General features: G+C 54.7%; 20 protein-coding genes. 9 read left to right on the forward strand and 11 right to left on the reverse strand.

The window, feature by feature from the left end; genetic code table 11:
* Window positions 1-4: 4 nt before the first annotated feature.
* The 3 genes from hutW to E6P06_RS09780 are packed head-to-tail and all read right to left on the reverse strand — an operon-like array spanning window position 5 to window position 4332.
* Complete coding sequence (hutW, locus tag E6P06_RS09770) at window positions 5-1342, reverse strand: heme anaerobic degradation radical SAM methyltransferase ChuW/HutW (protein WP_003835810.1); 1338 nt, start codon at window positions 1340-1342, stop codon at window positions 5-7.
* An 18-nt stretch (window positions 1343-1360) separates the two neighbouring features.
* On the reverse strand, window positions 1361-2185 hold the full coding sequence (locus tag E6P06_RS09775) for a hemin ABC transporter substrate-binding protein (protein WP_044699395.1): 825 nt from the start codon (window positions 2183-2185) through the stop codon (window positions 1361-1363).
* A gap of 2 nt (window positions 2186-2187) precedes the next feature.
* Window positions 2188-4332, reverse strand: a complete 2145-nt coding sequence (locus E6P06_RS09780; protein WP_003021819.1) for a TonB-dependent siderophore receptor — start codon at window positions 4330-4332, stop codon at window positions 2188-2190.
* Window positions 4333-4621: 289 nt separating this feature from the next.
* Between E6P06_RS09780 and cueR the strand changes: the two genes are divergently transcribed.
* Window positions 4622-5032 (forward strand): Cu(I)-responsive transcriptional regulator, encoded by a 411-nt coding sequence (gene cueR / locus E6P06_RS09785; RefSeq protein ID WP_003021822.1) that lies wholly within the window; start codon window positions 4622-4624, stop codon window positions 5030-5032.
* Here the strand turns inward: cueR and E6P06_RS09790 are convergent.
* From E6P06_RS09790 to E6P06_RS09805, 4 genes are read right to left on the reverse strand one after another with little or no spacing between them, the layout of a single operon-like run.
* Window positions 5029-5745 (reverse strand): DUF3142 domain-containing protein, encoded by a 717-nt coding sequence (locus E6P06_RS09790; RefSeq protein ID WP_106107983.1) that lies wholly within the window; start codon window positions 5743-5745, stop codon window positions 5029-5031. The two genes, cueR and E6P06_RS09790, sit on opposite strands and share 4 nt — an antisense overlap.
* Window positions 5715-7859: a hypothetical protein gene (locus E6P06_RS09795; protein WP_139935168.1), complete on the reverse strand. Its 2145-nt coding sequence runs from the start codon at window positions 7857-7859 to the stop codon at window positions 5715-5717. Before E6P06_RS09795 ends, E6P06_RS09790 begins: the two co-directional genes overlap by 31 nt.
* Before the next feature lie 19 nt (window positions 7860-7878).
* A complete protein-coding gene (locus E6P06_RS09800; RefSeq protein ID WP_119174003.1) occupies window positions 7879-8337 on the reverse strand; it encodes an NfeD family protein in 459 nt (152 codons plus the stop codon).
* Window positions 8334-9251: an SPFH domain-containing protein gene (locus tag E6P06_RS09805; RefSeq protein ID WP_003021835.1), complete on the reverse strand. Its 918-nt coding sequence runs from the start codon at window positions 9249-9251 to the stop codon at window positions 8334-8336. The genes E6P06_RS09800 and E6P06_RS09805 overlap by 4 nt, the downstream gene beginning before the upstream one ends.
* A 134-nt stretch (window positions 9252-9385) precedes the next feature.
* On the opposite strand from E6P06_RS09805, the gene fetA reads away from it, so the two are divergent.
* Together fetA and fetB are read left to right on the forward strand one after the other, a co-directional pair.
* Window positions 9386-10063, forward strand: coding sequence for an iron ABC transporter ATP-binding protein FetA (gene fetA / locus E6P06_RS09810; protein ID WP_139935169.1), 678 nt, complete (start codon window positions 9386-9388; stop codon window positions 10061-10063).
* On the forward strand, window positions 10050-10829 hold the full coding sequence (gene fetB / locus E6P06_RS09815; protein WP_060855558.1) for an iron export ABC transporter permease subunit FetB: 780 nt from the start codon (window positions 10050-10052) through the stop codon (window positions 10827-10829). The genes fetA and fetB overlap by 14 nt, the downstream gene beginning before the upstream one ends.
* A gap of 78 nt (window positions 10830-10907) precedes the next feature.
* Here the strand turns inward: fetB and E6P06_RS09820 are convergent, their stop codons facing one another.
* The 3 genes from E6P06_RS09820 to tesA are packed head-to-tail and all read right to left on the reverse strand — an operon-like array spanning window position 10908 to window position 13246.
* Entirely contained in the window at window positions 10908-11762 is an 855-nt protein-coding gene (locus E6P06_RS09820; protein WP_003847508.1) for a co-chaperone YbbN, read from the reverse strand.
* 58 nt (window positions 11763-11820) lie between these two features.
* Complete coding sequence (locus E6P06_RS09825; RefSeq protein WP_085954042.1) at window positions 11821-12630, reverse strand: SDR family oxidoreductase; 810 nt, start codon at window positions 12628-12630, stop codon at window positions 11821-11823.
* Window positions 12620-13246 (reverse strand): multifunctional acyl-CoA thioesterase I/protease I/lysophospholipase L1, encoded by a 627-nt coding sequence (tesA, locus tag E6P06_RS09830; protein WP_003847506.1) that lies wholly within the window; start codon window positions 13244-13246, stop codon window positions 12620-12622. Before tesA ends, E6P06_RS09825 begins: the two co-directional genes overlap by 11 nt.
* Here tesA and ybbA point away from each other — a divergent pair.
* The 6 genes from ybbA (at window position 13214) to E6P06_RS09860 (ending at window position 20470) form a co-directional block, all read left to right on the forward strand.
* Window positions 13214-13900, forward strand: a complete 687-nt coding sequence (gene ybbA / locus E6P06_RS09835; RefSeq protein WP_048233212.1) for a putative ABC transporter ATP-binding protein YbbA — start codon at window positions 13214-13216, stop codon at window positions 13898-13900. The two genes, tesA and ybbA, sit on opposite strands and share 33 nt — an antisense overlap.
* Window positions 13897-16311, forward strand: coding sequence for a putative ABC transporter permease subunit YbbP (gene ybbP / locus E6P06_RS09840; RefSeq protein WP_049002184.1), 2415 nt, complete (start codon window positions 13897-13899; stop codon window positions 16309-16311). Before ybbA ends, ybbP begins: the two co-directional genes overlap by 4 nt.
* Before the next feature lie 187 nt (window positions 16312-16498).
* Entirely contained in the window at window positions 16499-17632 is a 1134-nt protein-coding gene (locus E6P06_RS09845) for a porin (RefSeq protein WP_003021860.1), read from the forward strand.
* A 275-nt stretch (window positions 17633-17907) separates the two neighbouring features.
* A complete protein-coding gene (locus E6P06_RS09850) occupies window positions 17908-18738 on the forward strand; it encodes a MetQ/NlpA family ABC transporter substrate-binding protein (protein ID WP_003021862.1) in 831 nt (276 codons plus the stop codon).
* Between the two features lie 63 nt (window positions 18739-18801).
* Window positions 18802-19818 (forward strand): virulence-associated ABC transporter ATP-binding protein SfbB, encoded by a 1017-nt coding sequence (sfbB, locus tag E6P06_RS09855; RefSeq protein ID WP_049002187.1) that lies wholly within the window; start codon window positions 18802-18804, stop codon window positions 19816-19818.
* Entirely contained in the window at window positions 19811-20470 is a 660-nt protein-coding gene (locus E6P06_RS09860) for a methionine ABC transporter permease (RefSeq protein WP_003021866.1), read from the forward strand. Before sfbB ends, E6P06_RS09860 begins: the two co-directional genes overlap by 8 nt.
* On the opposite strand, the gene mnmH is transcribed toward E6P06_RS09860, so the two are convergent.
* Window positions 20471-21556, reverse strand: coding sequence for a tRNA 2-selenouridine(34) synthase MnmH (gene mnmH / locus E6P06_RS09865; RefSeq protein ID WP_139935170.1), 1086 nt, complete (start codon window positions 21554-21556; stop codon window positions 20471-20473).
* Between the last annotated feature and the right edge of the window lie 20 nt (window positions 21557-21576).

Genomic DNA, 21576 nt, shown 5'->3' on the forward strand with positions numbered 1-21576 from the left:
CCTTTTATGGTTGCTCTACCGCAATGCGCGGCGCGTTAAGTGCCTGAATCAGTTCATCAAGAGACTGCAAAATATTGCTCGCCCAAAAACGCCCTTCATTGGTCAGGCGTACACAGGTGCTGGCATCTCGCGTCAGTCCTGCGTGATGCCACTGGGTCAGTAGCGGGGTCAGTTTTTGTGCATGAGGTGTCAGTTCATCCAGCGGGACGCGGGCCGTTTCAATACCGGCCTGGAGGGTGTGTCGCCACTGGAAACCACGCTCGGCGGTGCGCATCATCATCATGAGCGGTTTTTTTCCGGCGGCGATGGATTCATGCCATGTGGTCAGATTGCGCTCGACCATCCAGGAATAGCCATTGACTGACCCTCCTGCGCCAGAGCCGAATGCCAGGCAGTCTGCGCCCTGTTTAATCAGCAGGTTGTACAGATTGCGTTCCCGTGTGGTGCGCGCCCAGTGGCTGTTGCTGATGCAGCGCCAGCCCGCGCTGTCCATAAAATCGCAGCCCTGAAGATAGAGGTCGCGACGTTCGGCAGGAGAGGGAACCGTTGTGCGCCCGGTTTCAACCGCTTTGCCAAGCGGTGTATTAGGGAGCAGGTTCAGAGCATAAAGATCTACGCCGTCGAGGCCGATGTCGCGGGCAATCGCCAGATCCTCGCTCCACACCTTTGCGTCCTGTCCTGGCAGACCAAACAGCAGATCGCAGACCACGGCGGCTCGATCCCGTTTTACCAACCCCTGCATAAAGGCCATCGCGGTCGGGCCGTCCGAAGTGCGCGCCATTTTCTTGCGGATCCGGCTGTTAAATGACTGAATGCCGATCGAAAATCGATTGGCGCCAGCGTCAAGGCAGGCATCTATTCGCGCATCGTCAAAATTGAGTACCCGCCCCTCAATGGTGATTTCGCAGTCCGGCGCCAGCGGTAGCTTGTCACGTAGTGCGGTGATGATTCTGGCCAGATCCCGTGCCGACAGCGCAGACGGTGTACCGCCGCCAAAATAGACGGCGTGAATCGGGGCCGACTGATGCAATGCGCTATCGGCTTCCATCTCTATTTCGCGTAATAGCGCGTTGGTGTAGCGGGCGCAGTGATCCTCTTCAAAGCGGTTTTGATAAAAACCGCAGAAAGTACAATGTGTTGCGCAGAAAGGGATATGCAAGTACACCAACCGTTTCCGCGGTGGGGTTGGCTGGCTGATGACCTCCTGCCAGGTTTGTGACAATAGCTCTTTGGCAACCGGGATCGCCCCACGCCAGGGCATCGTGGCGCGGCGATCCTTAAATGGCTGACTTCCCTCGAGCGCAAAATGCGCAGTGAGATCCAGCGAGTGTTCAGTTTTCATTGTTCTTTATAAATCCAGTTAGTGAGGCCAGAATTGCTGGTGCATGGCTTCAACCGCATCGGCGACGCGCGGCCCCATACCCAGAATCAGCGCCTGGTCAATCGCCACAATGCGCTGGTTTTTCCAGGCCGCAGTGTGGGTAATCCCGGCAATCGCGCTCAGACGAGCCAGACCGCCATCCACCATTTGCGACGTCACCACGATCACCTCTGGGTTGGCGGCGATCAGCGATTCCGCGCTGTAGCTTTTATACTGCGCATGGGTGGCGACATTTTGTGCGCCTGCGAGGGTCATAATGGCATCGGCAACGCTGCCTTTTCCGGCGACCTGTGGCGCGCTGCCGCCAGCGGAGAGAATGAACATGGCTTTGACCGGCGCGTTTTTCGCTGCCACGTTGTGCTGAACGCGATCCAGACGTTGACGTATGCGATCGATCAACGTCTCACCTTGTTCGGGAATGCGCAGGGTTTGAGCCAGTTCCCGAATGTTGGCGTACATCTGTTCGACGGTGGCCGGTACGCGCGGCAACGTCACGACGTTAACTTTTTGCGCCCGCAACTGATCCAACACGATTTGAGGACCAGCATCCTGCCAGGTGATAAAGCTGTCCGGATGCAGCGATAAAATGCCCTCGCTGCTTAACTGCTTCCAGTAGCCGATATGCGGGAGTGCGGCAGTTTCGGGTGGATACGAGGTGGTTTCATCAACGCCGACCACCCGGTTGCCGATGCCCATGGCGTATATCAGTTCGCTAAGAGAGCCGCCCGCCACCACCAGGCGGTCGGCGGACTGGGCACTGAAAACGCAGGCGAGGCTCAGTAAGCCAATCAAGAGTTTTTTCATCGTCAGAAATTCCACGCAAAGCCAACGGCGGCATTGAAACCAGCGTCTGGAATAGATTCATGCGCGGTTCTGTAACGCTTGTCGGTCAGGTTGTTGAGCGCGAGGTTGACCTGATACTGATCCTGCGGACCGAACTCGGTGTTGAATGCAAGGTTAAGCGTGGCCCAGCCTGGGTAGTTGATTTCCGTGGTGCCGGTATTATCTTTGGCGCTGGACGCCGCGCGGATAAAGACATCGGACGTCAGGTTAGCGGCGTTCATCAACCAGGTATGTTTCAGGCCGACGCGCCCGGTCAGAGTGGGTTCGCCGGTATCCCAGGTTTTAAGGGTATTGCCTTCGTACTGACGGCGAATGAGATTACCGCTCAGGTAAGGTGAAACTGCCCAGCCGTTGTATTCTGCGGTGAGTTCCATGCCCCAGGTTTTGGCCCGATCGATGTTGTCGTAGTAGTAATAGCCGCCCCGTGAAGAGGTGGTATTACCGCTGCATACGGGTTGACCTGAACAGGCCAGGCTGGCGATATAGTCTTTGGCTTCGGAGTAATAAATGGCGCCGTCAATCAGCCACATATTCCCTTTATACCGTGCACCCAGCTCATAGTTATTCGAGTGTTCCGCCTTCAGGTTTGGATTGCCGTAGGTTACGCTGCCGCCTGCGGACGTCTGCATAAACAGCTGAGTCAGCGTGGGGAAGACATAGCCCTGGGCATATGCAGCCCGGAGTTCAAGATCTTTAAAACCGGAATAGCGTAGGCTGGTTGAGGTCACCAGTTCATCATCGTGAACGGAATTTCCTCCGGTGGATTGCCAGGTGCTGCCGCTGCTTTGCAGGGTTTGCGTATCGTTGCGCTTGAGCTTCGAAGACAGCCAGTACTGGCGTGCGCCTACGGTCCACGTCCAGTCATCGGCAAAGCGCCAGTCGTTTTGCGCGAACAATGAGGTGTTGCTTTGCTCCGCTTCGTTGTATGACAGGGTACGTGTTTGCGTATCGAAGAAGCCGGTAGCTGCGGTCTGGCGCGTACTGCCGTCCGTGTCCTGTTTTATTTTGTCATGCTGATATTGAGTGCCAATCACCAGCTCGTTGTTAGCAGGCAGGGAGAAGTTGCTCTGTAGCGTTACCCCTTGGGTATACTGTTTGTCGTTGGTATTGGTCTGATTGCTGACCGTCAGCGCTTTAATCATCGGGCTGGGGATCACCTGGGTCGTTTTGACCCGGTTTTCAAATTTGCGCTCTATTGTCTGGCTGTATGCATCAACATGGATGTTCTTCAGGTAATCCCCATCGGCCGCGTAGTCGTAGAAAAGACCGATTTTCTCGCGTTCCAGCTTAGGTATTTTGACGCTAAAGTCGTCGAACTGGCCCTCTGGATCGTCAAACCAGGTTTGAGTAGACAGTTTGTAACGATCGAGGGAGAGCCCAATTTTGTGGCGATCGAAGTTGTAACCCAGCCATACGCCCTGGCCGTTATTACGGAAGTTGGTGTTGGGCAATCTTCCGTCAGGCGTATCGCGGTCCCCCTGGTCGGAATAGCTGCCATTGATGCGGTAGTCAAAGTTTCCGATGCTACCCCAGGCCGCTGCCGACTCTTCCCATCCTGCCGTTGCGGAGTTATAAACAGCCTTAACGCTGCCGCCGAGAGGCTTATCACCGCCTTTTTTGGTAATAAAGTTTACGACGCCGCCAATCGCCTGCGAACCGTAGAGGACAGAATAAGGGCCTTTGACCACTTCAATCCGTTCCAGCGCGGATTCGTCAATCAGCAAACCGGCTCCGTAGTTTTGTCCGGCACGTTGGTAACTGACGACCTGGCCGTCGATCAAAATTAGCACCCGCGAAGACGCTTCGCCACGGATACGAATTTGTTTCCGCCCTGCGAGGGCGTTATCGGTGACTTCGACGCCGGGAATATCTTGTAAATCATCAGCAATAGAAACGCTGGTGGAGTTTTGCAGCGTCTGGCGATCGATAACCTGGATGGTTGCAGGGCTATCCCAAAGGCTACTTTCTGTGCGGTTAGCCGTGACGATAACCGTGTCTTCGTCGGACGTAGAAGCGTGTGTTGGAGAGGTAGCGGCAAAAGCGGCGCCGGACATGCATAATGTCAGGGCTGAAAGAATAAATGGCCTTTGGTTATTCCGTGGCAACATAAGAGAACCTTTATTGAATGTAAATGATCATCATTATCATTCGCGTTTATATATAAAATTGTTTCCCTTTGTTCAAGATGAAAGATGTAGAACCAATATATCTTTTGATTTGAGTCAATTTCGTGCAGTCATTAAATGCATAAATGTGATCTAAATCGGATATAACAATGTGAATTAAAAGGATTTGTGCATCGTGGTGAGGGTGGGGAATGTGCAGGGTTCACGGGTAAATCATTAGGACAATCTGGGTTATAATGGGCTCAGTACCAACAAGATCCGCGGGGGAAATGTGAATATTAGCGATGTTGCGAAAAGAACCGGTTTGACCAGCAAAGCGATACGCTTTTATGAAGAAAAAGGCTTAGTGACGCCGCCGCTGCGTAGCGAAAATGGCTATCGCACATACAACCAACAGCATCTGAATGAACTTACGCTGCTGCGCCAGGCACGCCAGGTGGGTTTTAATCTCGAAGAGTGCGGCGAACTGGTGAATCTGTTTAACGATCCGGCGCGTCATAGCGCAGATGTGAAAAAGCGTACCTTAGAAAAGGTCGCGGACATTGAGCGGCATATCAGCGAGCTGCAGGCCATGCGCTTGCATTTGCTGGCACTGGCGGAGAGTTGCCCTGGCGATGACAGCGCCGAATGCCCGATCATTGATAACCTCTCCGGCTGCTGCCACCATAAAGCGAAGGCTTAACGGCGAGGGGGATTAAGCATAAATACCACCGTCCCGCGGTACCACGGGGATTTCTCAAGCTGCGCTTCAGCCTGCGGGTCCCGGCTACCGTTTTGCACCAGCCCCAGCTTAAACGGAATGCGCAGACGACTGAGTGCGGGCAGATACGCCTGATAATTCGTTACCGTATGACGGCCCTGATAGCTCTGGACCACCAGTTCATCGACCGCCAGCGCATTCAGCGTGGCGACGTCGCCCGTTTTTGCCCAATCCAGCAGTCCAGTCACGCCAAGTGCAAACTCGGCCGGTAACTGTTGGCGTAATTGCTGCAGAAAGTGGGCGTAATCGGCAAGCTGATGGGTCGCCGCGTCAAAATCAACCTGCAGGCCGACTACATGATTCCCGGCGGCCTGCCAGCGTTGCATCAATCTTATGATGCGAGCCGGGATCGCCTCCGGTACGTCGAGCGTGGTAAAGCGCACGGTCAGCCAGATCGAGGGAAAAGACAGGCGGCTGACCGGCAGCCCGAGACGCTGGAAAACCACGTTACCCGAACGAACCAGCACCTCACCCTGATGCAGATAGACCGTTTGCGCGTCTTTCAGTTCGTCACTGGCCTTCACGCCGGACCACAGCCAGAAGGCCGGATGCTCACGGGCGGCGACGATATCCGCCGCCTGCGGCTGGCCTGTCAGCAGCGCGGTTACCAGTAGTATTTGAGTTTTTGCGCCCACGGACTTCCCGGATACTGCGTTTTCAGTTGGGTGAACCAGCCTTTACGCTGCAGTTTATCCACTTCCTCACCGCCGCACTCGTTAGAGCCTGACGGCGCATAGCACATGATGGCGCGATACAGCGCGAAGCTCTTGTCTTCAACCTCTGCTTTCGGCGAAGTGATCACCTGCTGATAGTAGCGTTGCCTGTCGAACTGACCGAACGGCTCCTTGCGCGATATTGCTGATTCAAGAACGTCGTTGCCAGCACTGTTTTTCCACAAATCGACGTGGGTTTGCGTGGTGCGGAAGAATTCGCCTAAGCAGTTCAGCGCGTGGGCATCATCCGCTTTTTTGCTCAATACCGTTACCGTTTCATTGAGGCTGCGACAGGTGTAACCGCGCTCGGCAGCGTCGCCGTTCCAGTCGAAAATACTCAGATTAACGTCATCAAACGCGTCGCCAATAACCGGCGGAGTAATGGCGCTGGCCAGTTTTCTGTCATTCAACCAGTCGCCAAAGCGGTTTTCGGTAAGATCGCGTACCAGCAGCGTATGCAGGGCGATGGTACGCTCTTCATTGTTAGGTCCATGGACGGCCTGCTGGTGCAGCAGTTCAGGCGAGGCCTTTGTTTTCAGTATCTGCGAGCGAAAACGCAGGTTGGTTACTGCGCTTTCTGGGGCAAATACCGCCGCTACGTCGCCGCTATAAACCAGCGTTGCGGCGAGCTTAGCCTGTACATACTGCTGCTGTTCGTTGTCCTGGCTGAGTTTTAGCAACTGCAGCCAGAAATCACGCGCCGCGCTCCAGTTCTTCTGGCCCATCAGCGCTTCGCCGTACAGCACTTGTTCGCTGAAGGCGAGGGTATCGTGAATGGCGAGTTTCTGCGCTGGCGTAACTGCCTGAATAATCGCCGCGTAGTTCTCCGTCGCCAGCCACAGATTCAGTTGCAGATCGCGCCATAGCGGCAATTTTTGGCTCTGCTCAAACACCGGTTTGCTGGCATCGAGCTGCGCCTGGGTCAGCGTGGGTTTACTGTTGTTATCCAGACGCAGCGCGCGCAGCAGTTCGATATAGCTGACAAGCGGCGCATCGGGGAATGCTTCCACCACGGACTGTTCGTAGAACGCCATACCGTAGACATTATCGTATTCGATGACTATTTCTCGCAGTTGCCGAGCGTCAGCCGACTGCTGGAGCGTCTGCTCATACAACCCGGCCAGCTGCGGCCACGCCTGTAAATACCAGTTGATGCGACGCAGCATACCGCGCGCGGAGTCGGCATACAGGCCTTGCGGGAAGCGTTGCAGGTAGGCTTGTGCCTGCGTCTGAGCCTGAGTCGCGTCCTCGCGGTTAATTTTTGCAATATCAAAATCGCCGTACTCGCCTACGCTGTTCTGGCTGCTCTTGTTCAAGGCCGCACGCATCAGCATGTATTGCGCGGTCTCTGCCAGCCACGGGCGCTCACTTTTGGCAAGCTGAGTGAAATCCCGTTCGGCGCTGGCATAATCACCGGCATAGAAACTGGCAGCTGCGGCCAGATAATTTTTATAGGACTGAGCCGGTGAATCAGCCGGGAGGGTGGCAAGTGAAGACTCAATTTGCTCGCGGGTTGCCCCGGATAGCAGCCCTGTACGCGCCTGGGCTAAGGCCTGGCGCTGTTCCGCCGTTAACGTCGAGTCGGCCAGCAGTGCGGCAAAAAATGCGCTGACGCTCTCGGTGTTATTCGAAACATGACGGTTCTCAAGCTCAGCGTCGTTGACGTTTATTTCGTCTGCGCTAATGTTCAGTTCGGCCATCTGTCGGGAGAGTGGGCTGTCTGCGGCGGATGCCGGAGCAGCGGCTGGCTGCGAGGTTGCCTCATCCCATTGCGGGTGATAGGCAAAATAGAAATCCCGGGAGCGGGTGATATCCGCTGGCATTGATTGCACCGGCAGAGCAAATGATTTTTCCTGGCTCAGCAGCCGCAGCAGGTTGTCGCGACTGTCGTTTTCAGGGTTGAAGGTCGGCGTGCCTTTCAGCAGGCAGCTGTCGTCGCTCCATTTGCAGTCTTCCATATCGAAAGAGGCGAATGCCTGCGGGGCGGCGGTCAGTAATGTGCAAAGGGCAAAGGCAAGGGGTGTCTTCCTGACCATAGTCTTATTTCCTGTCTTTTTAATGTGATACCGCTTTAATAATCAGGGTTATCCCTTCAACGGCAATGACTTCAACCTGCGTATCGGCGCTCAAATCGTCGCTGGCGCTAACGGGCCAGGAACTGTCGCCGACGCGCATGTGTCCGCGACCATTGACCAGGGCGGTTTCCAGAATAAATCGTCGGCCAACCAGCTGCTGTCCGCGCTGGTTAAGATGGCTGTCGGCGGGTTTCTGCTCCTGAACGCGCCTTGCCAGCCATTTCCACCACAGCCACGCCGCCAGCAGGGTGAGGACGGCGAACATCGCCCCCTGCCACGCCCAGTCTAGCGGAGCGAGCCAGACGACCAGACCGGTAATTACCGCCGCTACGCCGCTCCACAGCAGATAGCCGTTACCGCCCAGCATCTCGGCGGCGAGTAGCAAACCGCCGAGGCTGAGCCAGAAGATGTGCGGATGCACCAGAATCATCGCTATCATGATTTTTTCCGCTCGCTGGCGCTGTCCTTAACCAGTTCGGCGATCCCGGCAATAGAGCCCATCAGGCTGCTGGCATCCAGCGGCATCATCACCACTTTGCTGTTATTCGACGAGCCGATATGCTGCAGCGCTTCAGTGTATTTCTGCGCCACGAAGTAGTTCACTGCCTGAATATCCCCAGCGGCAATGGCCTCAGACACCATCTGCGTTGCGCGAGCTTCGGCTTCTGCTGAACGTTCACGCGCTTCAGCCTGTAAAAACGCGGACTGGCGTTCACCTTCCGCTTTAAGGATCTTCGACTGTTTCTCACCTTCGGCCTTGACGATTTCTGCCTGACGGATCCCCTCGGCCTCAAGAATGTAGGCACGCTTGGTACGTTCGGCTTTCATCTGCGCGTTCATCGCGTCGATAAGTTCTGCCGGAGGACGCACGTCGCGGATCTCGATACGGGTGATTTTGATGCCCCAGGGATTCGTGGCTTCATCAACAATATGCAGCAGGCGCGTGTTGATGTTGTCGCGTTGGGAAAGCATTTCATCGAGTTCCATCGAACCGAGAACGGTACGAATGTTGGTCATGGTCAGGTTGATAATCGCCAGTTCCAGGTTGCTGACTTCATAGGCCGCTTTCGGCGCGTCGATCACCTGAATAAAGCACACGGCATCAATTGCGACGTTGGCGTTATCTTTGGAGATGACTTCCTGAGAAGGGATATCAAGCACCTGTTCCATCATGTTGATCTTACGACCAATGCGGTCCATGAACGGCACAACAAGGCTTAAACCCGGTTGCAGGGTTTTGGTGTAACGGCCAAAACGCTCTACCGTCCACTGATATCCCTGCGGGACGATTTTGACGCCAGCGCCGACGATCACCAGCGCGACAAAAATAAGAATAGGAATAAAAATGAGCATTGATGAAACCTCCTGTTGTGCTGTCCTTTACTGCCTCATTAATCAAATTATACCCGATTTATCAAGGTGGGCTCCCTTATAATAAATTACAGGGATAGACTGTCTGCACGAAAGATGTAAAAAAGGAATGGGTAATGGAAGAAAGCAGTATTTTGCTTCAGTTAAAAAATGTCGCATGGCAGGCAGGTGAGACGCAGGTTCTCAATAACATCTGTTTTGATCTCCGCGCCGGAGAATTTAAGTTGATTACCGGCCAGTCCGGCTGTGGGAAAAGTACGTTACTCAAGATTGTGGCGTCATTAATGAGTCCGACTGCCGGTGAAATTCTCTTTGAAGGCAAGGAGATCAATACCCTCAAGCCGGAAACGTATCGCCAGCAGGTCTCCTATTGTGCGCAAACGCCTGCTTTGTTTGGTGACACCGTTTACGACAACCTCATTTTCCCCTGGCAAATCCGTAACAAACGTCCGGAGCCGGATGCGTTTCTGAGCGATCTGGCCCGTTTTGATCTCCCCGAGACGATCCTCAGAAAAAGCATAAATGAGCTGTCCGGTGGCGAGAAGCAGCGCATCTCGCTAATTCGTAATTTGCAGTTTCTGCCCAAAATTCTGCTGCTTGATGAAATCACCAGCGCGCTGGATGAGTCTAATAAACGTAATGTGAACGAATTAATTCACCACTATGTTCGCGATAAGAATATTGCGGTGCTGTGGGTGACGCACGACAAAGATGAAATTACGCATGCGGATAATGTCATAACCCTTCAACCGCACGCCGGAGAAATGCAGGAAGCACGCAATGAACGAGCATAATATTACCAATGAGTCCCTGGCATTAGCGATGATGCTGGTGGTGGTGGCGATCCTGATTAGCCACAAAGAAAAACTGGCGCTGGAGAAAGATATTCTCTGGAGCGTTTGCCGGGCAGTGGTTCAACTGATTATCGTCGGCTATGTGCTGAAATATATTTTTGGCGTTAACCACAGTATTCTGACCTTACTGATGGTGCTGTTTATCTGCTTTAACGCGGCTTATAACGCGCAAAAGCGCAGTAAATATATTGATAAAGCTTTCCTCTCGTCGTTTATCGCTATCACGGTGGGGGCGGGATTAACGCTGGCGGTGCTGGTTTTGTCTGGCTCTATCGAGTTCACGCCGATGCAGGTCATCCCGATCTCCGGCATGATTGCAGGCAATGCGATGGTGGCAGTGGGACTGTGTTACAACAATCTGGGGCAGCGGTTTAACAGCGAACAACAGCAAATTCAGGAAAAACTCAGCCTCGGTGCGACGCCGAAAGTGGCCTCCGCGCCGCTGATTCGCGACAGCATTCGCGCCTCGCTGATCCCAACGATCGACTCTGCAAAAACGGTAGGGCTGGTGAGTTTACCGGGGATGATGTCCGGGTTGATCTTCGCGGGTATTGATCCAGTAAAAGCGATTAAGTATCAGATTATGGTGACGTTTATGCTGCTTTCTACCGCCAGCCTGTCGACCATTATTGCCTGCTACCTGACCTATCGGAAGTTCTATAATTCGCGCCACCAATTAGTCGTAACGAATTTGAAGAAGACGTGATGTGATGCCGTAGGGATCGGTATTGGTAGAATTTGTATGCCCGATAAGCGCAAGCGCTATCGGGCAAAATCAAACGGATTAGTACAACAGTGCGTACAGTTGGCGGCGGTATTTTGAGGCCAGCGCATCGCCGGTTCCGAGTGCGGCAAGGATCTCCTGGAAGGTCTTACGTGCCTGACCGTCGGCAGCAGTGAGATCTTTCTTCAGGTGGCTGAACAGCAGTTCCAGTGATTCCTCGTTACGTCCGACCTGATGTAACTGGATGGCTAGTTGAGTTGCCAGCGCCGCATCCTGCGGATTGCTGGCGACTTGCTGCTGCAGTTGTTGGATTTCCGGCGTATCCGCCGCCTGCTTCAGCAGTTCTATCTGCGCCACCAGTCCCTGATAGCGGGTGTCCTGATCCTGCAACGGAATGGTTTTCAGCACCGCTTCGGCATCGTCAGAACGATTGAGGGCGATTTGCGTTTCCGCCAGCAGCAGGCCAATTTCGCTGCTCTGGTTGGAGATCTGCCAGGCTTCTTTCAGCAGCGGCAGTGCATCCGCGTGATTACCGGCTTCGATGAACTCGATAGCCTGACGCGCTTTCAGCTCTTCTTCGCTCGGCAACACTTTTTCCAGCAGCGCGCGGATAACCTCTTCCGGCTGCGGGCCCTGGAATCCGTCTACTGGCTGACCGTTCTGGAACAGATAAACGGTAGGGATGGCGCGCAGGCCAAACTGAGAAGCGATCATCTGCTCGGCGTCGCAGTCGAGCTTGGCGAGAATAAACTGGCCGTTGTACTGGGCGGCAAGGCTCTCCAGTACCGGCGTCAATTGCAGGCAGTGCTGGCTGCGCTCAGACCAAAAATAGAACAGGACCGGCGTGGTCATCGACTGTTCAAGGGTCTGCTGCAGGTTCGATTCGTTAATGTTAACAATATTCTGTGTGGACATGGAGTTACTCTCTTTTGTCGATTTCTTGTTACATGGGGGCTGACGCGCGTGCTTCAACTCAACCCTGTAAAATTTTGTCCATTATGCGGCCTGGCAACAGGCGTTTAAGTAGCATCACTGCCCAGGTCACCAGCGTTACCGGATAACGTAGCTTCGGTTTATCGCTCTCAAATGCATGACGTACTTTGGCGACAACCGCTTCTGGTCCCAGCGTAAAACGCGCGGCAATGCCGGGGTTCTCGACGGGCTTATCGCTCTGGGTCTGGTTGACGTTTTCGGTAAAGCGGGTACGGATGGGGCCGGGCTCAATCAGGCTGACCTTAATCCCGCTGTGGCGCAGTTCCATACGCAGCGCGTCGGACCAGGCTTCCAGCGCATATTTGCTGGCGGCATAGGCGCCGCGTCCTGGCGTTGAGATCAATCCCATCACTGATGAAGTCATCACGATACGTCCTTCGCCGTGAGGGAGCATAGCGGGCAACAGGCGCATGGTAAGCTGATGTGCGCCAAAGAAGTTGGCGGAAAATTGCTGTTCCATCTGTTCACGGCTGATGGTGGGCAGGGGACCATAGACACCGTATCCGGCGTTGTTAAAGATCCCATATAAACGATTATCGGTCAGGGCGATCACTTCATCGGCGGCACGATCCACGCTTTCGGGGGAATCCAGATCCAGCAATATGCCAGTGAATCCCATACTGTTCATACGCGCGACATCGTCAGGTTTGCGACATCCTGCCAGAATTTGAAAACCCTGGCGCTTTAGTTCAAGCGCGCTTTCCAGACCGATTCCGCTGGAACATCCTGTTATTAAGACCGATTTTTGCATAACTTTACCTGTCAGGATCTCCGTAGCATTACGACTCATGATTTACTAGAGGTGTGAGATGTTGCGCCATCCAGTCGGCAATAAACGGCTGAGCGTCACGGTTAGGATGAATACCATCATCCTGCATCCACTGGGGTTTCAGATAAACCTCTTCCATAAAAAATGGCAGCAGAGGAATATCAAACTCTTTGGCGAGTTTTGGATAAATCGCGCTAAAGGTTTCATTATAACGGCGACCATAGTTTGCTGGCAGACGAATTTGCATCAGCAGCGGTTCGGCATTTGCCGCTTTCACATCCTGCAGAATCGTGCGCAGGGTTTGTTCGGTTTGCGCAGGCGCAAATCCGCGCAGGCCATCGTTACCGCCAAGTTCGACCAGTACCCAGCGCGGCTGGTGCTGCTTGAGTAATGCAGGCAGACGGGCCAGACCTTGCTGCGAGGTGTCGCCGCTAATGCTGGCATTCACCACTGGCGTTTTGGTTTGCCATTTATCATTAAGTAGCGCAGGCCACGCGGCGCTGGCGGACATACGGTATCCGGCGCTCAGGCTGTCACCCAGAATTAATAACGTGTCCGCAGCGGCGGCGCGGAATGTTAACAGGACCAGGAACAGGAAAGGCCAATGCCAGCGGAAAACATTGTTGAAGTTCATCATCTTAAGAAATCCGTCGGTCAGGGTGATCAAGAGCTATCCATCCTTACCGGAGTTGAACTGGTTGTCAAACGCGCCGAGACCATTGCGTTGATTGGCGAGTCGGGATCGGGGAAATCCACGCTGCTGGCGATCCTCGCCGGGCTGGACGATGGCACCAGTGGTGAAGTCAGCCTGGTGGGGCAGGCACTGCACACTATGGACGAAGAAGCCCGGGCGCAGCTGCGGGCGCGGCACGTGGGTTTTGTCTTCCAGTCATTCATGTTAATTCCAACCCTCAACGCGCTGGAAAACGTCGAACTGCCCGCGCTGCTACGCGGCGAAAATAGCGGAAAAAGTCGTGACGGGGCAAAAACGCTGCTGGAGCAACTGGGGTTGGGAAAACGTCTTGATCATCTTCCGGCCCAGCTTTCCGGCGGGGAGCAGCAACGCGTAGCGCTGGCACGGGCGTTTAACGGACGCCCTGACGTGCTGTTTGCCGATGAACCAACGGGCAATCTGGACCGCCAGACCGGAGACAAAATCGCCGACCTGCTGTTTTCTCTGAACCGGGAACACGGTACCACCCTGATTCTGGTGACCCATGACCCGCAGCTGGCGGCGCGTTGCGATAGGCGTTTACGCCTGGTGAACGGACAGTTGCAGGAGGAGGCATGATTGCACGCTGGTTCTGGCGCGAATGGCGCTCGCCTTCATTACTGATTGTCTGGCTGGCGTTAAGCCTGGCGGTGGCCTGTGTACTGGCGCTGGGCAATATCAGCGATCGCATGGAAAAAGGGCTGAGCCAGCAAAGCCGTGAGTTTATGGCGGGGGACCGGTCGCTGCAAAGTTCGCGCGCTGTGCCGAAAGCGTGGATTGACGAGGCGCGACAGCGTGGTCTGAAGGTGGGTGAACAGCTAACCTTTGCCACCATGACCTTTGCCCGGGATACGCCTCAACTGGCGAACGTCAAGGCAGTGGATGATGTGTATCCGATGTACGGCACGCTGCAAACCAATCCGCCGGGGCTGAAACCGCAGCCGGGCTCAGTGCTGTTGGCCCCGCGTCTGATGGCGCTACTCAACTTAAAAATCGGTGATTCCATCGACGTTGGCGATGCCACCCTGCGCATCGCCGGAGAAGTGGTGCAGGAACCGGATTCCGGTTTTAATCCCTTCCAGATAGCGCCGCGCCTGATGATGAACATGGCGGATGTCGAAAAAACGGCGGCGGTCCAGCCGGGAAGTCGTGTGACCTGGCGCTATAAATTTGGTGGTACGCCACAGCAACTGGAAGCCTATGAAAAATGGCTGCTTCCGCAGTTAAAGCCAGAACAGCGTTGGTATGGGCTGGAGCAGGATGAAGGGGCGTTGGGGAAATCACTGGAGCGTTCGCAACAGTTCCTGCTGCTGTCGGCACTGTTAACGCTACTGCTGGCGGTTGCTGCCGTTGCCGTGGCGATGAATCATTACTGTCGCAGTCGTTACGATTTGGTGGCGATATTAAAAACGCTCGGCGCGGGCAGGGCGCAGCTGCGCAAGCTGATTATCGGCCAGTGGCTGATGGTGCTGACGCTTTCTGGCGTGACCGGCGGGCTGTTCGGGCTGTTATTTGAGCGGGTGCTGGTGGTATTACTGAAGCCAGTTCTGCCCGGTGAGCTGCCGCCCGCCAGCCTGTGGCCGTGGCTGTGGGCACTCGGTACGATGACCGTCATTTCTCTGCTGGTGGGGCTACGCCCTTATCGCCTGCTGCTGGCGACGCAGCCGCTGCGGGTACTGCGTCGCGACGTGGTGGCAAACGTCTGGCCGCTTAAGGTCTATCTGCCCGTAGCAACGATAGTTGTGGTTGCGCTGCTGGCCGGATTGATGGGCGGAAGTATGCTGCTGTGGGCGGTACTGGCCGGGGCTGTGGTGCTGGCGCTGCTGTGCGGCGTGTTGGGCTGGATGTTGCTTAACCTGCTGCGTGGTCTGACGCTGACCTCGCTGCCGCTGCGTTTGGCGGTCAGCCGGCTGTTGCGCCAGCCGTGGTCAACGCTGAGTCAACTGTCGGCATTTTCGCTGTCCTTTATGCTGCTGGCGCTGTTGCTGGTGCTGCGCGGCGATCTCCTCGACCGCTGGCAGCAGCAAATGCCGCCGGAAAGTCCAAACTATTTTCTGATCAACATTGCCACTGAGCAGGTGGCTCCGCTGAAGGCTTTCCTTGCTGAGCATCAGGTGATCCCAGAGTCGTTCTACCCGATAGTGCGGGCCCGTCTGACGGCGATCAATGATAAATCGACCGAAGGCAATCAGGATGAAGCGCTGAACCGCGAGCTTAATCTGACCTGGCAGGATACCCGCCCGGATCATAACCCGATCGTTGCCGGGAGCTGGCCGCCAAAAGCGGGCGAAGTGTCGATGGAAGAGGGGCTGGCGAAACGACTGAGCGTTAAGCTTGGCGATCGGGTGACCTTTATGGGGGATACCCAGGATTTCAGCGCCACGGTCAGCAGTCTGCGCAAAGTGGACTGGGAAAGCCTGCGACCAAACTTTTTCTTTATCTTCCCTTCTGGCGCGCTGGATGCTCAGCCACAAAGCTGGTTAACCAGCTTTCGCTGGGAGAACGGCAACGGCATGCTGACGCAGCTTAACCGCGAATTCCCGACTATCAGCCTGCTGGATATTGGTGCCATTCTCAAACAGGTGAGTCAGGTGCTGGAGCAGGTGAGCCGCGCGCTGGAGGTGATGGTAGTGCTGGTCACCGCTTGCGGTATGTTGCTGCTATTGGCGCAGGTGCAGGTCGGGATGCGTCAGCGTCATCAGGAACTGGTGGTCTGGCGCACGCTGGGAGCGGGTAAGAAGCTGCTGCGTACCACGCTGTGGTGCGAGTTCGCGATGCTCGGGATGGTCGCCGGACTGGTGGCGGCCATCGGGGCGGAAACTGCGCTGGCGGTGCTGCAAACCCGCGTGTTTGATTTCCCCTGGGAGCCAGACTGGCGGCTGTGGGTTGTGTTGCCGCTTTGTGGGGCATTGCTGCTCTCTCTCTGCGGCGGATGGCTCGGTTCACGTCTTCTTAAAGGCAAAGCGCTGTTCCGTCAGTTCAGCAGTTAATTCATATTCGTGATGATTACGCACCGGTTTTTTTAAATCGGTGCGTTTTTTATCTATGTAGCACAAAATGATAACTCATTGATATTTAACAGCACAGAACAATAAAAACCCGACAACACGAGTGTATTAATAAACGTTAATATTTGTATGCTGAATAATTGGCAGGCTATCTATCAAGGTACAAATAATGACTATAAAAAAAACGGCGCTGGCGGTATCGATCGGCGCAGCAGTGGCATTAACGACTTTCGCCTCCCAGGCGGAAATCACGGTCCTGAAACAAGATCCGCAGGCGGGCAACCCGCTGAGCCGTCTTAATTTCACCGTCGGCGGGAGTATTCGTCCGCAGTTCCAGAATATGGCCGGTGACGATGGTAAGAATGGCTACAAACGTAATGGCTTCGACGGTGGAACGCGTTTCCGCTTCGCTGCTGACTACTATCTGTTTGATGACATCAGTTGGGTGAGCTATTACGAGCTGGGCGTTAACTTCCCGGCGATGTTCAACTGGGACAATCACTATGCTAACGGCGCCAACGATACTACGCGTCGTATGCTGTACACCGGTTTGAAGAGCGCGACCTGGGGTACGCTGACCTTCGGTCAACAGAACAGCATTTACTATGATGTGGTGGGCGCGAAAACGGATATCTGGGACTACGACATGATCGGCCAGGCGCCAGGTAACGGTATCAATGGCGACTACGACGGTTCCTATCGTACACGTAAGTCACTGAAGTATAAAAATACGGTAGGCGATGTTGATCTTTACGCGTCTTATCTGTTCAGCGATGACTACAACCCGAACAACGGTTTGCGCTACAAACGTAAAGGCGGCGGCTCCCTGGGTGTGGATTATCACATCACCGATGACCTGACCTGGGGTACGGCGTGGAACTACACCCGCGCGGAAATGCGTGGCAACACCAGCAAAACCTACGATCAAAACATCGTCGGTACTGCGCTGAGCTGGAAACCGGACAACTGGACTTTCTCGCTGGGCGGCGGTTGGTATCAAAACTTCATGACCACCAAAAAAGTCTCTGTTAATGATTATTTTGCCGGTGACGCCTGGGGTCTGGAATACTTTGCGGGATACACCTTCCCGGTTGGCCAGTATGCGCTGAAATCCGTGCAGCCATACTTTATGGGCGATCGTATTGAATACGTGAATGGCCGTAACTACCTGCGTACCGACAACGGTGTGGGTATCAGCTTCCAGCTGGATTACGGTTTCCGTGTGGATTACGAACACGTCTTCACCTCCAGCACCGACAATCTGGGCGACATGAACCTGGTGCGTCTGCGTTACGACTTCTAATCGAACGCCTGCCGCCCGATGCGCTTGCGCTTATCGGGCCTACGAGAGCAGGGGGATCGCGTTATTTGTAGGCCGGATAAGGCACTTGTGCCGACATCCGGCTTTTTCATGCCTTCTCACATTTAAAAACACACTCTGCAACATCATGAAATAATTTCAAGGACAGCAGGTTGTGATCTGTGTCATGTTAACAATCAGCCTGTTAACAGGCCAACAAGAACAACGCCGCAAGAACGGCGTGAGACATGACACCACAACGTTAAAATGGAGAGATTATGGGATTGCGTCAGAGTTTACGCGTCGCGACCGGGGCGCTGTTACTGGCCTGTGGATTACAATTTGCTCATGCGAACAGTGATCCGCACACCATCGTATTTGGCGTCGCACCTGGGCCGTACGGCGATATGGTAAAACAAGCCATTGCCCCTACGCTGAAAGAGAAAGGCTATAAGGTAGTAGTGCGCGAATTCAGCGACTACGTGCAGCCTAACATGGCGCTCTCCAATGGCAGCATCGATGCTAACCTGTTCCAGCATTCACTCTACTTTGACAAATTCACCGCCGATAAAGGCCTGAAGCTGAGCAAGCTGATTGTGGTCCCGACGGCCGGGATGGGTTTTTACTCACATAAAATCAAAAGCCTGGATGAGTTGAAAAAAGGGGATGTGATCACGCTTTCCAACGATCCCACCAACCTGGCTCGCGGTCTGCGTTTCCTGCAGTCTATTGGCCTTATCACCATCAAAGATAACATCGATCCAACTAAAGCCTCCGAGCGCGATATTGCCAGCAACCCGAAAGGGCTGGTGTTTAAACCGCTGGAAGCGGCACAGCTGCCGCGTACGCTGGACGGTGTGACCGGTGCGCTGGTCAACGGCAACTTTGCCGTAGCGGCGAAACTGGATCTCGCCAGCGCCATCAAGCAGGAACACCTGGACGAAAATCTGAAAAATATCATCGCGGTACGCAGTGAAGATGCGGATAAACCATTTGCGAAAGATATTGTCGAGGCGGTGAAATCTCCGGCGTATCGTGCGGTGATCGACGATCCGCAAAATATCTACAGCGCCTTCCAGAAACCGGAATGGATGTCGGCAGCCCAATAATCGCTGCGCACAAGGGTTAACAGGGGCAGCGACGACTGCCCTTTTCGCATTTCTGAGGTGGCTATGATTGAGATTGAGAAAGTTTGCGTGGATTTTAGCGCAGGCCGTGGAGCATCAACCCGGGCGGTTGATGACGTTAGCTTGCGCATTGGCGCAGGTGAGATATTTGGCATTGTCGGGACCAGCGGCGCGGGAAAAAGTACGCTGCTGCGCACCCTGAACGCCTTAACGCGTCCGAGCCAGGGAAGCGTTAAGGTGAACGGCGTAGAAATTTCCGCACTGGAAGGCGCGCATCTACGTAAAGCCCGTCAGCGTATCGGGATGATTTTTCAACATTTTAATCTGATGCATACCCGTACCGTGGCGCAAAACGTCGCCTTTAGCCTGAAGGCTGCCGGATGGGAACGCAGTAAAATTGGCCCGCGCGTGAGCGAAATCCTGTCGCTGGTGGGGCTGTCAGACAAGGCGAACCGCTTCCCGGTTCAGCTCAGTGGTGGGCAAAAGCAGCGTGTGGGTATTGCCCGCGCAATTGCCAATCACCCGGATGTGCTGCTGTGTGATGAACCCACTTCCGCGCTGGATCTGGAAACCTCGGCCACGATTCTGACGTTGCTAAAGCAGATCAACCAACAGTTAGGGATCACGATCGTGCTGATCACCCATGAGATGAACGTGATCAAATCCATTTGCGATCGCGTGGCGGTGATGTCCGGTGGCAAGGTAGTGGAGTCTGGCGAGGTGTTTGATGTTTTTGCTCACCCGCAGCACGCTTTCACTCAGCAACTGGTGTCGCATACCCTCAATCTGACGTTACCCGACCGTCTGCGCCAGCATCTGCCTGGCCAGTTGCTAAAAATTCTGTTCATCGGTGATTCGGCAGAACAGCCGGTGTTGTCAGAAGTGGCGGTTAAATTTGGCGTGGCGGTGAACATTCTGCACGGCAAAATTGAATATATCGGCGAACGTGCGCTGGGGATTCTGGTGGTGCAACTGACCGCGCCGCATAACCCTTCTGCGGTGGATGTCGCCGTGGAACATATTCGTCAACGTACTGCACAGGTGGAGGTGATTCGTGGATGATTTATTGCCTGATTTGACGCTGGCGTTTAATGAAACCTTCCAGATGCTGAGCATCTCTACGCTGTTGGCGATTATTGGCGGTCTGCCGCTCGGTTTTCTTATTTTCGTTACCGACCGGCATTTATTCTGGCAGAACCGTTTTGTGTATCTGCTCAGCTCCGTGCTGGTGAATATTATCCGCTCGGTGCCGTTTGTGATCCTGCTGGTTCTGTTGTTGCCGCTAACCCAGTTTTTGCTCGGCAATACCATTGGACCCATCGCGGCGTCGGTTCCGCTGTCGGTAGCAGCAATTGCTTTCTATGCCCGTCTGGTTGATAGCGCGTTACGTGAAGTCGATAAAGGCATTATCGAGGCGGCGGAAGCGTTTGGCGCCAGCCCGATGCGCATCATCTGCACCGTTCTGTTACCGGAGGCGAGCGCGGGTCTGCTGCGTGGGCTGACGATAACGCTGGTGAGTCTGATCGGTTACTCCGCAATGGCCGGTATCGTTGGCGGCGGTGGAGTCGGCGACCTGGCGATTCGCTTTGGTTATTACCGCTACGAAACCCAGGTCATGATCGTCACCGTGGTGGCGCTGATTATTCTGGTGCAGGTCGTTCAGGTGCTGGGCGACTGGTTGGCGAAACGCGCAGACAAGCGCGACAGACATTGATTACTGTACGCTAAGCCAGTCAGCCACCTCCGGCCATGAGCCGCGAAAGACGATTTTCGCGGCTTTCTTTTCCAGCTGATAGCGATACATCGGGTCGTAATACTCGTTGAGCAACGGTACCAGCCAGCTCATATGCGCGTCGGTGCTGCCCGTTGCCTGCTGTTCGCGCAGAGCCACGTCGAGCAGGGTGGTCAGCTCGGCAAAACGTTGCAAACCAAGACGACGGCGGATAGCAAACAGACCGTGGTGCAGATACTCGCTGTACTCCTGCCAGCCCTGACTCTCGCCATAAGCGTGAGTGAAATCGTGGTGCATGCGCACAAAATACTCTGCGCGCAGCCGCTCCAGCCGTAGCTCAAAAGGATCGTCCACCACCGCAATAGCGGCCTGGCTCATGCGTTCGCGCAAACATTCGGGCAGATGATTAGCGCCGATCATGCGGCCTTCGTCCTCAAGTACCCACAGACGCAGATCCTGACGGCTGTCGGTTTTCAGCATTTCGACCGCCAGCAGGTTTTCAAAGCTTGCCTGGCTCAGCTGCGGCTCAACGGTGCGACCAAACGAGGAACCGCGATGGTGCGCCAGACCTTCGAGATCCACACCGTTTGGCTGCTGTTGCACCAGCTGCGTTTTACCGTTCCCGGTACAGCCGCCAATTAAGACGATCGGTTTTTGCACCAACTCTTCAGTCAGTTGAATCACCGCCTGACGCAATGCTTTATAACCGCCTTGTATTAGCGGGTAGTCAGTACCGGACTCGTGCAACCATTGCTGCACAATGTGCGAACGCTGGCCGCCGCGCGCGCAGCATAAGTAGCCCGCAGGATTTTGACGACAGGCATTAAGCCAGGCCTTCATGCGTTGCTGGCGAGTCTCGCCACAGACCAGTTGATGGCCGAGCGCGAGGGCGGCCTCAGGCCCCTGACGTTTATAACAGGTACCCACGGCAGCACGTTCGTCATCGTTCATTAAGGGAAGGTTTATTGCGCCCGGCATGGCGCCCTGCTGAAATTCGACGGGGGCGCGTACATCGATTAAAGGCGTACCGGCGAGCAGAATTGCGCGATAGTCCGTTCCATCGTTCATGTTTGATCCTGAAAATACAA

The sequence above is a fragment of the Citrobacter sp. CF971 genome (genome assembly GCF_006385635.1).
Taxonomy (GTDB): Bacteria; Pseudomonadota; Gammaproteobacteria; order Enterobacterales; family Enterobacteriaceae; genus Citrobacter; species Citrobacter freundii.